Annotated in this window: 15 protein-coding genes; 6 read left to right on the forward strand and 9 right to left on the reverse strand. The window is 60.2% G+C overall.

Annotation, left to right across the window (positions count from 1 at the left end; genetic code table 11):
- Window positions 1-93 precede the first annotated feature (93 nt).
- Complete coding sequence (locus VNZ65_RS07705; RefSeq protein ID WP_325667672.1) at window positions 94-1110, forward strand: hypothetical protein; 1017 nt, start codon at window positions 94-96, stop codon at window positions 1108-1110.
- A 2-nt stretch (window positions 1111-1112) separates the two neighbouring features.
- On the opposite strand, the gene gcvA is transcribed toward VNZ65_RS07705, so the two are convergent.
- Window positions 1113-2030, reverse strand: coding sequence for a transcriptional regulator GcvA (gene gcvA, locus VNZ65_RS07710; RefSeq protein ID WP_325667674.1), 918 nt, complete (start codon window positions 2028-2030; stop codon window positions 1113-1115).
- Between the two features lie 139 nt (window positions 2031-2169).
- Here gcvA and VNZ65_RS07715 point away from each other — a divergent pair, with 139 nt between their 5' ends.
- Window positions 2170-2544 carry a nuclear transport factor 2 family protein gene (locus VNZ65_RS07715; protein ID WP_325667675.1) on the forward strand — a complete coding sequence of 125 codons (375 nt, stop codon included), beginning with the start codon at window positions 2170-2172 and terminating at the stop codon, window positions 2542-2544.
- A gap of 25 nt (window positions 2545-2569) precedes the next feature.
- Here the strand turns inward: VNZ65_RS07715 and garD are convergent, their stop codons facing one another.
- Entirely contained in the window at window positions 2570-4138 is a 1569-nt protein-coding gene (garD, locus tag VNZ65_RS07720; RefSeq protein WP_325667677.1) for a galactarate dehydratase, read from the reverse strand.
- On the reverse strand, window positions 4135-5487 hold the full coding sequence (locus VNZ65_RS07725) for an MFS transporter (RefSeq protein WP_325667697.1): 1353 nt from the start codon (window positions 5485-5487) through the stop codon (window positions 4135-4137). The genes garD and VNZ65_RS07725 overlap by 4 nt, the downstream gene beginning before the upstream one ends.
- 240 nt (window positions 5488-5727) lie before the next feature.
- Between VNZ65_RS07725 and VNZ65_RS07730 the strand changes: the two genes are divergently transcribed.
- From VNZ65_RS07730 to VNZ65_RS07740, 3 genes are all read left to right on the forward strand, one after another.
- Window positions 5728-6486 carry a FadR/GntR family transcriptional regulator gene (locus VNZ65_RS07730; protein ID WP_325667679.1) on the forward strand — a complete coding sequence of 253 codons (759 nt, stop codon included), beginning with the start codon at window positions 5728-5730 and terminating at the stop codon, window positions 6484-6486.
- 245 nt (window positions 6487-6731) lie between these two features.
- Window positions 6732-7646 carry a 5-dehydro-4-deoxyglucarate dehydratase gene (kdgD, locus tag VNZ65_RS07735; RefSeq protein WP_325667681.1) on the forward strand — a complete coding sequence of 305 codons (915 nt, stop codon included), beginning with the start codon at window positions 6732-6734 and terminating at the stop codon, window positions 7644-7646.
- Window positions 7647-8149: 503 nt separating this feature from the next.
- Window positions 8150-9727: an aldehyde dehydrogenase (NADP(+)) gene (locus tag VNZ65_RS07740; protein WP_325667683.1), complete on the forward strand. Its 1578-nt coding sequence runs from the start codon at window positions 8150-8152 to the stop codon at window positions 9725-9727.
- 108 nt (window positions 9728-9835) lie between these two features.
- Here VNZ65_RS07740 and VNZ65_RS07745 read toward each other — a convergent pair whose 3' ends face one another.
- Window positions 9836-10675 carry an NAD(P)-dependent oxidoreductase gene (locus VNZ65_RS07745; RefSeq protein WP_325667685.1) on the reverse strand — a complete coding sequence of 280 codons (840 nt, stop codon included), beginning with the start codon at window positions 10673-10675 and terminating at the stop codon, window positions 9836-9838.
- 251 nt (window positions 10676-10926) lie between these two features.
- Here VNZ65_RS07745 and VNZ65_RS07750 point away from each other — a divergent pair, with 251 nt between their 5' ends.
- Window positions 10927-11379, forward strand: a complete 453-nt coding sequence (locus VNZ65_RS07750; RefSeq protein ID WP_325667687.1) for a nuclear transport factor 2 family protein — start codon at window positions 10927-10929, stop codon at window positions 11377-11379.
- Window positions 11380-11514: 135 nt separating this feature from the next.
- Here the strand turns inward: VNZ65_RS07750 and VNZ65_RS07755 are convergent, their stop codons facing one another.
- From VNZ65_RS07755 to VNZ65_RS07775, 5 genes are all read right to left on the reverse strand, one after another.
- Window positions 11515-12462 (reverse strand): glycoside hydrolase family 6 protein, encoded by a 948-nt coding sequence (locus tag VNZ65_RS07755; RefSeq protein WP_325667689.1) that lies wholly within the window; start codon window positions 12460-12462, stop codon window positions 11515-11517.
- Window positions 12463-12642: 180 nt separating this feature from the next.
- Complete coding sequence (locus VNZ65_RS07760; RefSeq protein WP_325667691.1) at window positions 12643-12942, reverse strand: Dabb family protein; 300 nt, start codon at window positions 12940-12942, stop codon at window positions 12643-12645.
- Between the two features lie 83 nt (window positions 12943-13025).
- The gene (locus VNZ65_RS07765; RefSeq protein ID WP_325667693.1) at window positions 13026-13475 is read right to left on the reverse strand and encodes a nuclear transport factor 2 family protein; all 450 of its coding nucleotides are present in this window, start codon (window positions 13473-13475) and stop codon (window positions 13026-13028) included.
- Window positions 13476-13594: 119 nt separating this feature from the next.
- Window positions 13595-14032, reverse strand: coding sequence for a hypothetical protein (locus VNZ65_RS07770; protein WP_325667695.1), 438 nt, complete (start codon window positions 14030-14032; stop codon window positions 13595-13597).
- 506 nt (window positions 14033-14538) lie between these two features.
- Window positions 14539-14788, reverse strand: a 250-nt coding sequence (locus VNZ65_RS07775) for an NAD(P)H-dependent oxidoreductase (RefSeq protein ID WP_325658701.1), incomplete at its 5' end; no start/stop codon positions are given.

A 14788-nucleotide genomic window follows, 5' to 3' on the forward strand; every position in this document is an offset into this window, starting at 1 on the left:
GCCTGAGTGTCGAGTGAGTAAAGTATTGCCCAGTTTATCAAATAAGGCGCCGGAATGAGAATGGCCACGTCTAGCCACGATATGGAGAAAAAAATGAAGCCACACAGCCTTTTGCGCAGTCTCGCCTTGTCAGCAACCTTGCTGGGCGCCTTGTTTTGCGCAATGCAGCCTGTGCTTGCCGCCGATGCCGCAAAGACCCTGCCGACCCTGAATCTGCCTGCGGACTGGTATCCGGAAAGCCTGGCGACCGGACCGGACGGCGCGTTTTATGTCGGCAGCTGGCGCCAGGGCGCGGTGGCGCGGGTGCGGCCGGATGGCAGCGCACCGGAAATCCTGGTGACGCCCGGCTCCAACGGTCTCGCCAACGGCCAGGGCGTACTGGTCGACGCCGCGCATAAATTGCTGTGGGTCTGCTCCGGCAACTGGGGCTTCACCAGCGTGCCTTCCACGCCAAGCGCGCTGAAAAGCTACGACCTCGACAGCGGCGCGCCGCGCGCCAGCTATGCCATGCCGGACAAAGGCTATTGCAACGACCTGGTGCAGGATAGCCGCGGCACACTGTACGTCACCGATTCCTTTCATCCGCGCGTATTGCGCCTGTTGCCGGGCGCTGCAGCGCTGACGATCTGGAAGGAAGATCCGAGCATGGGCGCCGGCAGCGATGGCCTCTACCTGAACGGCATCGCACTCGACGGCGAACGCCGCCTGTATGTCAGCCTGGTGACTGCCGTGCCTTACGTGCTGCGGGTCGATGTCGAAGAAGGCGGCGCGGCCGGCGCGGTCAGCCGCATCGAGATGCCGCGCGTGCTGAAGAACGCCGACGCCATCCGCATCTACGCTCCCGGCCGCATGGCGATCTTCGAAAGCAATGCCTTCGGCAAGACAGGTCCCTACGGCGGCCAGATCAGCATCGCCAGGATCGCCGGCGACAGCGCAACGCTGGACACCATCGTCAGCGGACTGAACGATCCTTCGTCGGGCGTCATCGTCGGCAACCGCGTCTACTTCATCGAATCCAAGTATGGGCTGCTGTTCCAGCACAAGGAACACCCGGAAGAGATCCCGGCGAATGTGCCGTTCGACCTGCAATCGCGCGAGTTGCCCAGGTAGGTTTATTTTTTACGAATACGTGGCTTGCGGACTGCCGCCAGGCTGCCTTGGTAGTCCGCCACCTGCTGTTTCAGCCAGGCCAGCAGCTGCAACAGCTTGGGCGACTGATGGCTGCGCACCGGCCAGACCAGGAAATAGCGCGACGGGTGCGGCGCTTCGATCTCGGTGAGCCGCACCAGCTGCCCTCTGGCGATCATGGCGTGGGCGATCGAACGCCGCGTCAGCGCCACGCCGTAACCCAGTCTGGCGGCTTCCAGCATCATGCTGGAATCGGTGAACTCGAGCGCCGCGCGCGGGCGCAAATGCTCGCAGCCGGCCGCCGCCAGCCACACCGGCCAGCTTTCGCTGGCGTGCAGCAGCGGCAGCTGCATGATCTGGTCCGGCGCGATGGCCAGGTCGCCGCCGTTGAAGCCTGGCGCGGCGACCACCAGCAAGCTGTCGTCCATCAGGGGTTCGCAATGCACATCCGGCCACTGGCCGTGGCCGAAGCGGATGGCGCAATCCGGCAGTTCCTTGTCGAAATCGGCGAACGCCATGCTTGCCGTCAAGCTGATCTGCAATTCTGGATGAGCCGCAATGAAGTCATGCAGGCGCGGCAGCAGCCAGTAGGTGCCGAAGGACGGCACTACGGAAATCGTCAGCTGGCTATCCCGCGGCCGGCGCTGGATCTTGTCGGTGGCGCCGGCGATCTCGGCCAGCGCCTGGCGCACCTGGTAAGCGTAGACGCGTCCTTCTTCCGTCAGCGTCAGGGAGCGCCCCGCGCGCGTCACCAGCGGCAAGCCGATGTAGTCTTCCAGGGCTTTCACCTGGTGGCTGACGGCGCTGTGCGTGACGTGCAGCTCCTCGGCAGCATCGATCACCTTGCCCAACCGGGCCAGTGCTTCAAATGCACGCAATGCGGGTAGCGGGGGCAGTTTCACCGTGAATTTCTTTCGCAAAATGTGTGAAAAAGAAGCGCTATACATGCAGCTGGACGGATTTGATAATGCATTGCCTGCCCGACAGGCCGTCCCCGGCCAGCCGCCGTGCTTCCATCAACCACCAGAAATGAGAAACTCCATGATACTCAATGAAATCCAAACCATGCTGAAAGATTATTTCGACGTGCTGCAAAGCCAGGACCTGGCCAAGTTCGACCAGGTGTTTCACCCCGGCTGCGTCTTGTACTCTGCCCAGGATGGCGCCGTCACCGTCCGTCCCTTCCAGGAATACCGCAAGATGGTGCAGGGCCGTGAATCGCCGCAGGCGCGCGGTTTTGCGCGCCTGGACGAGATACTGATGGTGGATGTGATGTCGCCGGAGATGGCGATGGTCAAGGTGCGCCTGCGGCTGTTCGACAACATCATGGTCGACTATCTCAACCTGCTCAAGGTGGAAGGCAAGTGGACCATCGTCGCCAAGCTGTTCCATAGAGCCGAAACGCTCGCTGCCTGAATCGCGCAGGATGCGATTGCGGCGATCAGGTAATCGGCGCCGGATTGAACAGGGTCAGGGCATTATGCAATTTGTGGTGTTCGGCCCAGGTCTGCTTGCGGCCGCTGGCGACGTCCAGCATCAGGCGGAACAGCTCCCAGCCGACGTCCTCGATGCTGGCTTCGCCGCTGGCGATGCGGCCGGCGTTGACATCCATCAGGTCGTGCCAGCGCCGCGCCAGGTCGTTGCGCGTGGCCACCTTGATCACCGGCACCGCGGCCAGGCCGTAGGGTGTGCCGCGCCCGGTGGTGAACACATGCAGGTTCATGCCGGCGGCCAGCTGCAAAGTGCCGCAGACGAAATCGCTGGCCGGCGTAGCAGCGTAGATCAAACCTTTCTGCCTGACCTTGTCGCCGGGAGACAGCACGCCGGAAATCACGCTGCTGCCGGATTTGACGATGGAACCCATGGCCTTCTCGACGATATTCGCCAGGCCGCCTTTTTTATTGCCGGGCGTGGTGTTGGCGCTGCGGTCGACGCCGCCGCGCGTCAGGTAGTCGTCATACCAGGCCATCTCGCGGATCATGGCGGCGGCGACTTCCGCATTGGCGGCGCGCGCGGTGAGCTGGTCGATGCCGTCGCGCACTTCGGTGGTTTCAGAAAACATCACGGTAGCGCCGGCCCGCACCAGCAGGTCGGTGGCGTAGCCCACCGCCGGATTGGCGGTGACGCCGGAAAAGGCATCGCTGCCGCCGCACTGCACGCCGACCGTCAGCTCCGAAGCCGGGCAGGTTTCGCGGCGGCGCCGGTTCAGTTCGTTCAACTGTTCTTCCGCGGTCGCCATGATGGAGACGATCATCGATTCGAAACCGACATGTTCCGCGTCCTGCAGGCAGACCACGCGCAAGCCGTCTTCCTTGCCGCCGGTGTTCTGGATCGGAATCGCGCCTTGCGGGAACAAGCGGCCCGGCTGCAGCTTTTCGCAGCCCAGGCTGACCACCATGGCCTGGCCGCCGAAGTTCGGATTCATGCTGATGTTGCGCAGGGTGCGGATCGGAATTTCCGCGCCCGGCGCATCGATCGCCACGCCGCAGCCGTAAGTGTGTTCCAGGCCGATGACGTCGTCCACATGTGGATACTTGGGCAGCAGTTCGGCCTTGATGCGTTTGACCGCATGCTCCACCACGCCCGACACGCATTGCACCGTGGTGCTGATCGCCAGGATGTTGCGGGTGCCGACCGTGCCGTCGGCATTGCGGTAGCCTTCGAAGCTATAGCCTTCCAGCGGTGCAGCCGCGACCGGCACCCGGGTGGCGATCGGCAGGTTGCTCAGTTCGCGCGCCGGCGGCATCCGCACCAGCGATTCTTCTATCCAGCTGCCTTGCGGTATTGCGCGCTGCGCATAGCCGATGGCGACGCCGTAGCGGATGATGGGCTCACCTTCGGCGAGGTCGCGCAGCGCCAGCTTGTGGCCTTGCGGCACCCTATCGCGCAACGCCAGTCCACAGGGAAATACGGTTCCAGCCGGCAGGCCGCCGTCATTCGCCACGATGGCGACGTTGTCCTGGTCCTGCATGCGGATGTATAAAGGCGCACTTGTCGCTATGCTGTTCATCGTGTTTCCACTCCGGATAATTTCTTGTATGGCTGTTCCGCGCCATCGAGCGGCTTGAGCACCACGCGCTTGATATCCTTGACGATCACCAGGTAGCTGATCACCGCCAGCAAGGCATTGGCGCCGACATATACCAGCGCCCACTCGAAGTTGCCGGTTTCCTTGATGATATAGCCGATCACGATCGGCGCCGTGATGCCGGCAATATTGCCGAACATGTTGAACAGGCTGCCGGTCAGGCCGATGATCTCTTTCGGCGAAGTATCCGCCACCACCGCCCAGCCCAGCGCGCCGACGCCCTTGCCGAAGAACGCCAGGGCCATGATGCCGACCACCATCCATTGGGTATCGACATAATTGCACAAGACCATGGTGGTCGACAGCAGCAGGCCGGCGACGATCGGGATCTTGCGCGCCCAGGTCAGGCTGAAGCCGCGCTTGATCAGCTTGTCCGAAATCAAACCGCCCAGCACGCCGCCGAGGAAGCCGCAGACCGCCGGCAGCGAGGCGATGAAGCCGGCTTTCAGGATCGACATGCCGCGCTCCTGCACCAGGTAGATCGGAAACCAGGTCAGGAAGAAATAGGTAATCGTATTGATGCAGTACTGGCCCAGGTAGACGCCGGCCAGCATGCGGTTGCTCAGCAGCTGCTTGAGGTAGGCCAGCTTGGCGCCGCGGTTGACCTTGGGTGCATCGGCAGCGGCGCTGCTGCCCAGGCCCTGGTCCATCTCCACCAGGCCGCCGCCGTCGCGGATATGCGCCAGCTCGGCGCCGCTCAGGCGCGGATGGTCTTTCGGGCTGTAGATCGTGCGCAGCCAGATCATGCTCATCACCAGCCCGGCCACGCCCATGACGACAAAGGTCTCCGACCAGCCGTAGGCATGGGTGATCCACGCCATCAGCGGTGCAAACAGCACCGTCGCGAAATATTGCGCCGAGTTGAAGATGGCCGAGGCGGTGCCGCGCTCGCTGGTGGGAAACCAGGCGGCGACGATACGGCCGTTGGCGGGAAACGAGGGCGCTTCCGCCAGCCCGACCATGAAGCGCAGCATGAACAGCACTGGCACCGCCCATAGCGCGCCGAGGAAATGCACGCCGCCCTGCAGCAGGGTAAACAGCGACCAGACGAAAATGCTGATCGCATAGATTTTCTTGGAGCCGTAGCGGTCCAGCAGCCAGCCGCCGGGCAGTTGCCCCAGCACATAGGCCCAGCTGAAGGCCGAAAAGATGAAGCCCATGGTGACCGCGTCGAATCCCAGCTCGCTCTTCATCGCGGTGCCGGCAATCGACAGGATCGCGCGGTCAGCGTAGTTGAAGGTAGTTACTGCAAACAACATGAACAAGATCATGTAGCGCACATTGCCGCGCTTGCCCTGCACCGGCGCCGAAGCACCCGCTTTCTCGATATTCAAAACGTCTCCTGTTGCTGCCAGCGTCTGCGCTCGCGATGGAATAGCTTTCCAGCACTATTTTTATTGTTACCTATCCGAAACCAATGTTATGTTATCAGTCATCCTACAACTAGTTTCGTAGTATAATCAGCGCTAATTAATTTAGCAACCAGAATTACCAACCCGCGGCCCACATCCATGAATACACCGCTCAATCCTCAGTCCGCTCCCGGCGCCCCGCGCAAGAAGCATCGCAACCTGGCGCAGAGCGTGGTCGCCAATATTGCCGACAGCATCCGCGACGGCAGCAGCAAGCCTGGCGATAAATTGCCGACCGAATCGGAATTGATGCGTACTCAGGGCGTCAGCCGCACGGTTATCCGCGAGGCGATTTCGCATCTGCAAGCGTCCGGACTGGTTGAGACGCGGCATGGCATCGGCACTTTTGTATTGGCCGCCAGCAACACCAGCAATTTCGATATCGACCCGGAAACCGTGATCACCATGCGCGACATCCTGGCGATCCTGGAACTGCGCATCAGCCTCGAAGCGGAAGCCGCCGGCCTGGCAGCGGCGCGGCGCAATGAGGAGCAGCTGGCGCAGATGCGGCTGGCGCTGGACGCCTTCCAGAAGAGCGCGCACGAGCGCGGCGACTCGGTGGCGGCCGATGTCCAGTTCCACCTGCATATCGCACAAGCCACCGGCAACCGCTACTTCGTCGATATCCTGAGCCATCTCGGCACCACCATCATTCCGCGCACCCGCATCAACTCGGCGCGCCTGGCGCACGACGATCCGGCCGCCTATCTCGACCGCGTGCACCGCGAGCATGAAGACATCTACAACGCCATCGTGCGCCAGGATGCCGACAGCGCCCGCGCCGCCATGCGCACTCACCTGAGCAACAGCCGCGAGCGCTTGCGCAAGGTGCAGGACAGCATGGGATCGGCGGCGTAATACCCCCTGCCGTCCGGCAACCCCGGGCGGGGCCGTTCGCAGCGGCCGCAATCGCGCAGCCTGCGCTGCGCTTCGGCTCCCCCTCTCATCCTCCACTCATCCTTCCTGATTAAAGCAGCAACAATTTAGGCTTGCGCACTGCAATTCTTTGTTGTACGATGACTGATAACTTAAGTCGAGATGCCAAAACCTTCTTTTGAGCAGGCATTCCGTTATCAACCGCAGCACTACACACCACCGAGACCATGACGACTCCTCAAGAACTCAAGCAAACACTTTCCTCCGGCCTGCTGTCCTTCCCGATCACCGACTTCGATGCGCAAGGCGACTTCCGCCCGAGCACCTATGCCGAACGGCTGGAATGGCTGGCGCCCTACGGTGCGAGTGCCTTGTTCGTGGCAGGCGGCACCGGCGAATTCTTTTCGCTGACGAGCTCCGAGTATTCCAACGTGGTAAAGGTGGCGGTCGAGACCTGCCGCGGCAAAGTACCTATCCTGGCCGGCGCCGGCGGCCCGACCCGCGCCGCCATCGCTTTTGCGCAAGAAGCAGAGCGTCTAGGCACGCAAGGCATCCTGCTGATGCCGCACTACCTGACGGAAGCCTCGCAAGACGGCCTGGTCGCGCATGTCGAAGCCATTTGCAATTCGGTCAAATTCGGCGTGGTGGTGTACAACCGCGGCATCTGCCGCCTGAACGCTGATTCGGTGGAGCTGCTGGCGGCGCGCTGCCCGAACCTGATCGGCTTCAAGGACGGCATCGGCGACATCGAACTGATGGTCTCGATCCGCCGCCGCCTGGGCGACCGCCTGACCTACCTCGGCGGCCTGCCGACCGCGGAACTGTTTGCCGCGCCCTACAAGGCGCTGGGCGTTCCGGTCTATTCGTCGGCGGTGTTCAACTTCCTGCCCAAGCTGGCGATGGACTTCTACACCGCCGTCAAGAACGACGACCACGCCACCACCGGCCGCCTGCTGGACAACTTCTTCCTGCCCTACCTGGCCATCCGCAACAAGAAAGCCGGCTACGCGGTAAGCATCGTCAAGGCCGGCGCCACCATCGTCGGCCACGACGGCGGCCCGGTGCGCACCCCGCTGATCGACCTCAACGCAGAAGAACGCGAACAGCTGAAAGCGCTGATCCTGGCGCAAGGGCCGCAGTAAATGTCCGGATTGGCAACGGCGCGGATCGCTTGAAATCGATGCCGTAAAAATGCAGAGCTTTGGAAGTTGCCGTTGCTTTTGACGTTGCCGTTGCCGTTGCTTTTGACGTACCCCGCATGCGGACGTTGCCAAATGGGGCGGGGGCCAGTCGGGAATTATGGGGCACATGTTTGAGCGAAGCGAGTTTGTGCCCCATCCGACTGGCGCCCGCCTCATTTGGGGACCCGCCGAAGGCGGGCAACGGCTGTGCGGTCGCCTTCTTTTTGGTTACTTTTTCTTGGCGAAGCAAGAAAAAGTGACTGGCTGCCGGGCCACTCCCGGCTTGTATCCACGGAGTAGCTACCGTTTCAGCAACGCACTAACCGTTCTTAGCATGCCACCGCACCTACTCCGTGGCCCGTTAAATGGGGTCAGAGTAATTTTCGCAAAAGGCCGCGAAAAAAAACTCTGACCCCATTTAACTACGCTGTTGGTGGCGCACATAATCGAATTGAGGAAAATACATGAATATCACTGGTGAAATGCTCATCGGCCAGACTGCAGTACGCGGCACAGAAGGCAGCCTGCGCGCCGTCAATCCCGCCACCAACGAAACCATCGCCCCCGACTTCGGCGCCGGCAGCACAGCAGAAGTGGAGCGCGCCTGCAAGCTTGCACAGCAAGCCTTCGACGCCTACCGCGAAACCACCCCCGAACAACGCGCCCAATTCCTCGAAGAAATCGCCACCGGCATCCTCGCCCTCGGCCCGCAACTGATCGAACGCGCCAGCCAGGAATCCGGCCTCCCCGCCGCCCGCCTCGAAGGCGAACGCGGCCGCACCGTCGGCCAGCTGCGCCTGTTCGCCAAAGTCATCCGCGACGGCCACTACCTCAGCGCCACCCTCGATTCGGCACTGCCAGAACGCACACCGCCGCGCTCCGACCTGCGCCTGCGCAAGATCGCCATCGGCCCCGTCGCCGTGTTCGGCGCCAGCAACTTCCCGCTAGCGTTCTCGGTGGCAGGCGGCGACACCGCCGCAGCACTGGCAGCCGGCTGCCCGGTAGTAGTCAAAACCCACAATGCCCACCCCGGCACCTCGGAACTGGTCGGCCGCGTCATCCAGCAAGCCGTCGCCGCCTGCCAGCTGCCAGAAGGCGTGTTCTCGCTGATCATCGGCAGCGGCAACGAAGTCGGCCAGGCCCTGGTCAGCCATGCCGCCATCAAGGCAGTCGGCTTCACCGGCTCACGCCAGGGCGGCCTGGCCCTGATGCGCGCCGCCGCCCAGCGGCGCGAACCGATCCCGGTGTATGCCGAAATGAGCAGCATCAATCCCATGTTCCTGCTGCCGAATGCACTCGCAGCAAGAGCAAGCCAGATCGGCAGCGCCTTCGCCGACTCCCTGACCATGGGCGTCGGCCAGTTCTGCACCAACCCCGGCCTGGTGATCGGCCTGGCAGGCGAACACCTGGCGCAGTTCCAGGAAGCGGCATCGAACGCACTGAAAGCCAAGGCAGCGGGCACCATGCTGACCCCCGGCATCCACGGCGCCTATGTCGCCGGCGTCGAACGCATGCACGCAACCAGCGGCGTCGACGCCGTCGGACTCGGCATGGCCGCGACCGCGCCATGCGCGGCACAAGCAGCCTTGTTCGCCACCGACGCCGCCACCTTCCTCGCCAGCGAACAGCTGGAAGATGAAATTTTCGGCCCCAGCTCGCTGATCGTCGCCTGCCAGGACGAAGCCGAGATGCGCGCGGTAGCGGAACACCTGGCCGGCCAGCTGACCGCCACCCTGCAACTCGACGCCGCCGACCACGCGCTGGCCCGGACGCTGCTGCCGACGCTAGAGCGCAAAGCCGGCCGCATCCTGGTCAACGGCTTCCCTACCGGCGTCGAAGTAGCGTATGCGATGGTGCACGGCGGCCCCTTCCCTGCCACCTCCGACAGCCGCAGCACCTCGGTCGGCGCCAGCGCCATCGACCGCTTCGTGCGGCCGGTGTGCTATCAGGACTTGCCGGGCGCCCTGCTGCCGGCAGCGCTGCAGGATGGCAATCCGCTGGGCTTGACGCGCCTGGTGGATGGCGCCTTGCATACCGCCTGAAGAAAAAATGGCAATCCGGAGCTTGCGCTCTGGATTGCCATCTGAGGCAAGCCCTGCAAATCATATTCTCTACTGCCAGCCATCATCGGCTGGCCCACTAACCCCGCCTCACTGCGGATCAAACGGCCCGGCTACGGTAAACAGGCCGCCCTGGAACTTGCGCACCGGATCGTCCGGCGCCGGCATAGGCTGCGCTTCGATGGCGGCGCGGAACTGCTCTGAGCTATCGCGCGCTACAAAACCCAGATGCGCGGCGTAGCGGTTATTCCACCAGCTGCCGGCGTTATCGGAAACGCCATACACCACGGTGTGACCAACGCCAGGCGCGAACAGCGCGCAGCGCAACAGCTCGGTCAAGTCGTCATAGCTCAGCCAGCTGGCCAGCGAGCGGCGGTCCTTGGCTTGCGGGAAAGAGTAGCCGATGCGGATGCTGACGGTTTCGATGCCGTAGCGGTCGAAGTGCAGCTGCGCCATGTCTTCGCCGTAGGATTTTGACAAACCGTAATAGCCATCGGGGCGGCGCAGGTCGTGGGCATCGATGACCTCGTCCTGGCGGTAGAAGCCGGTGACATGGTTGGAGCTGGCGAACACCACGCGCTTGACGCCATGGCGGCGCGCCGCTTCGTACACATGGAACACGCCCTTGATGTTGGCTTCCAGGATTTCCTCGAAAGGCCGCTCTACCGAAACGCCGCCCAGGTGGACGATGGCGTCGCAGCCTGCCACCAGCGCATCGACCGCGGCGCGGTCGGCCAGGTTGCAAGGCCGGATTTCTTCATGCGCGCCGATGCCAGCCTCCAGCGCAGCCGCCAGATCGGACACCCTGACGATATCGGCAAATGCCGCCATGCGTGGCCGCAGCACCCGCCCCAGGCCGCCGCCGGCGCCGGTCAGTAACAAGCGGCCATATTTCCTGCCATCCCCTGCTTTGCTTTCTGTATCGCTCATGCTCTACCCCGTGTTTCCTGTCGATGTACTGCGGATACCCGATGAGCGTCTGATTCTCGCGCATTCACCGTTGCCGTGTTTTATACCATGTGGTACGTCATCATATAACTTAGGTGATTATCCGTCCCGCCACATTAGCTTGTCAAACACTGAATCATCATGTATATCCGACTTTTCCACGTTAAACATCTTTTCATATGTTGTAGGATGACTGATAATTAAAACCCGATACCAATCCGAAGGAGACAACAATGTTCAAGAAGTGGATGCTGTTATGCGGCGCACTGGTTTGCGCCATGGCTTTTGCACAGGGAGCCGCGGCCGCTCCGATGGCCGATGAACAGGCCGTAGCAAACGCGGTCGAGGCGCTAAGGGCGGCAATGAATCATCCGGGCGATGGCGCGGCATTGAAACCGCTGGTGATGGATGAACTGAGTTACGGCCATTCAAACGGCAAGGTACAGGACAAGGCGGAGTTCATCGCGGCGCTGGTCAGCGGCGAGTCGAATTTCGTCAGCATCGCCCTGTCCGACCAGAGCATCAAGATCGTGCAGGATACCGCCGTGGTGCGACATACCTTTACGGCCGTCACCAACGATTCAGGCAAGCCGGGCAATGTATCGCTGAAGATCCTGATGGTCTGGAAAAAGCATGACGGCCAATGGCGCTTGCTGGCGCGGCAGGCGGTGCGATTTAACGCATAAGGCGTTCTTGCTGCGGGACTTTTCAAATCGGCGCAATATGCGCTACTGACGATATCCCGGCCTGACTGCAAAGCTCAATATCAGATTCTGCAGTCAGCTTCCTGATGCAATCACGGAAGGAAAACCACGATTTTTTTACTTGCCATCGATAAGACGAACCGCCAGATCGGGACTGAATGTACCGGCCGCGGGGCCGCCGTGACAGTTCCTGGCGGATGACGACGAACCGTCCGAATTGCCTGGAATTTTGACCCAGACCGCCAGCACGTTTTCCGCGACGGCTTGACTACGGGCGCCGATCTTGCGTCCGGGAGGATTGCACCAGTCGCCGGGCCTGGCACCATTACCGTTCCGGCTCGTATCGACCACCATGGATTTTGTGTAGCCGTACTCGGAAGATAATGTGGCATTGATCGCCTCGCCGTAAGCGCGGGATTGATCGAGTGTGTAGAAATTAGAGACATTCAATGCAAATCCCCGGGCGCCCTTTACGCCCGCTGCATTCAGGTAGCCAGCCATGCTGCCTGACGGTTTCCAGCCCGCATTCCCTGCGTCCAGGTAAACATCCGCATGGGGCGTACGTTGCTTGAACCCTGTCACCGCATAATTGAACAGGTCCAGGCGTTCGCCGCGTTTCGCCGGGCTTAGACATTCCATGTCCGCCAGCGCATCCGGCTCCAGGATGACGACCGCGCGCCTGCCGCCAATGCCATTGATAAAGTCGTCTATCCAGACCCGGTAGTCGGCCGCATTCGCCGCGCCTCCGGCAGACGCGCCGCCGCTGCAGTCACGGCCAGGCAAATTATATGCGACAAGAATCGGGATTTTATGGACGTTATCCGCAGCCGCAACGTAGTGGCTGACTATTTCGGTAAGCTTGTCCGTCGTCTGGCTGGTTCCGGTCAGCCACCTGGCGGCCGGCACATCCGCAATCGATGACTGGATTTTTGCCGCGCGGGGATCGTCGGGATTCGCCTTTACCCATTGTGCTGCAGATGAACCAGGGTTGACGTAGAAGGCATCGCCGGCGTAAGCATCAAGCTGCGCCAGGGTGAAGATGACACAGGCGGTGACGATGGCCATCTTGGGCATTATTCTTCTTTCTTTTATTTGAAAAGAGGATTCACTGCGCAGTTTTTAAATTTGTTCTTTTTGGAGAAAAGGGAAGCTGCTCTCCTGGAATCTTGCGATGCATTCCAGTGTCAGGACCTTCTATGCATTTCTTATCCTTCATCGGAAACAGCTTTTACGCACAGTCATCCATTAAAAGCCGTAATCGAACACCAAAACCTCATCGAGCCAAGGCTTCAGCCGCTCCACGAAAGCAAGGTGCGCGACATGAACAAGATAGGCGTCCCGGAAGGCCTGACTGGAAAACGTGATCATCGCAGCGTGCGTATAGCCTTTATCCAATCCTTCCGGACTGATGTTGGCGCCGTGTTCGAAGTCGACAATGCCCTCGATCAAATCGGCAAGCCCGGCGAAGTCGCGCATGCAGTGCGCTTGCTCACTTGCCGGGGTATCTTGTTTGAAGCGCAGAAGAACCAGGTGGCGTATTTTCATGGCATGTTTAGCTGTATGTGACATCTTTTTCTACATTGCTTCAAAGGCTGCTCATGGCCACGATGTGCCGGCCACTCATCAGCTTACAGTGTTTCGCCCGGCGTTCTTTTCCCGGAAATAAATGTCACTTTGGCGATTTTTCCATCCTGGACTTCATAAATGGCAATCGCCTGCATAACACCCGGTCCTTCGGGCAGCGTGACGCGCACGCGCTCATGGTCGATGACGGTATTTCCCATGACAATGCGCTTGACGACGATGCCATGCAAAATCGTATCGCTGAACCGTACCGTATAGCGCTTGCGCATTTCCTCCTTGCCCTGCGACGTGCGTGCGTTGGGAAAGCTGAAAAGCTCGACGTCGTCCGCATACGTGGCAAGGAAAGCTTCCATGTCGCGCGCATTGTAGGCATCGAACTGTTTCTGGACGATTTCCTCGGCATAGTTCGCCTCGACAGCTGATGCAGACTCAGACATGCTCAAAACGGGCAAAATCATGGGCGGGCAGATGAGGGATTTGACTATATCTTTCATGCAGACTCTTTCTCGGGGTAAGTTGGCCATCAACCGGGGGCTTTGTGGTCGCCAGGTGGTAATCCATCTATTCAGCGCATTGGATGCTGACATCCAATGCGCCGGGTCATTGTTGCGGCTTATTGATATGCGCCGACGGTTTTAAAAATATCCATCGTTGTATTGTCACTCAGTGATTGCGTCGACGCGCTGCATTGGAGTGTGGACAGATGCTTGTCATCCTTTGAGATATCAATCGCCGCTTGCCCAATTAAAGGCTCACTGATTTCATAACTGTAATGATCGTTCTTGAAACTGAGCTGGGCCCCATGGGGTAATAAGCCGTATTCAAAGCGCCCCTTTGGGTGCTGCAATTCTGCTGGAAATTTAAATTCAGTTCTTTCAAGCGTCCCCGCGCGGTACTGCAAGTACCCGGTGGTGCTCGTTAAGTCCTTGGAGGAGCAGATTGAGTAGATTTTTTTCCCAGCTTGGCATGACCAGACTGTGTTCTCATTTTTTTCGCAGAGCGATTTGACTTGCGCGCTTGCGATGCCGCTCACCATGGTGAGTAGGATCATAACCGCCGTCCTGGACTGTTTCGCAAACATATTCCTCCCAGATATTGTCAAAATAAGATCGCATTGGCGTGGCAAGCGGATGAGCGCATCTGGCCGATTTTGACCAGCCATGGCAAACTCGTTACGCCGCAAAGCAGACTATCACAATGCCGGCGAGCGAATTTCACGTTCGCATCCCGATCCAAATTACGGATTCAGTTGAGGTTGTAACTATGCGGTTGATCACGTTTGACAAAATATGATCTGGAATCAAATGAGATAGGGACTGATCATGGTGTTGCTGCTCTTCTGCGACGATCTTTGAAATAACCGCCACCGCGGCATCGTCTGTGCCGGCGAGACTCAATAGTTGGTCTTGTAAACGTTTGAGGACTATCTTCGTGGAAACGAGGATTATCGCCGCGTTTTTTTAATCAAGGCGGCAACTAGTAGAGAGCATAGTAAGCGTCAGGGTGTAGCACCGTCTGTACGCCAGACGGCGCCCCATCCATGATTTAACTGACGCTTTACGGACTCACCGCGTCTCGGATCAGCGGGATTATCGACGCCATGTATTCGGATCGAGACTGTTCACCTAGGTCGATCACCTTTGTACCGCCTGCCGCTACAAATTCAACATTTTCAATACCGAGAACATTCAAGATGAGGCGCAGCCACTGCGTTGCTATGTCCCGGTCTCGAATCGGCGACCCCACTGTATAGCTACCACCCGAAGCTAGCAAGACCGTGCAACGCTTGCCTTTCAAAAGTCCTTCG

Source organism: Collimonas sp. (assembly GCF_035566555.1).
In the GTDB taxonomy this organism is placed as follows: domain Bacteria; phylum Pseudomonadota; class Gammaproteobacteria; order Burkholderiales; family Burkholderiaceae_D; genus Collimonas.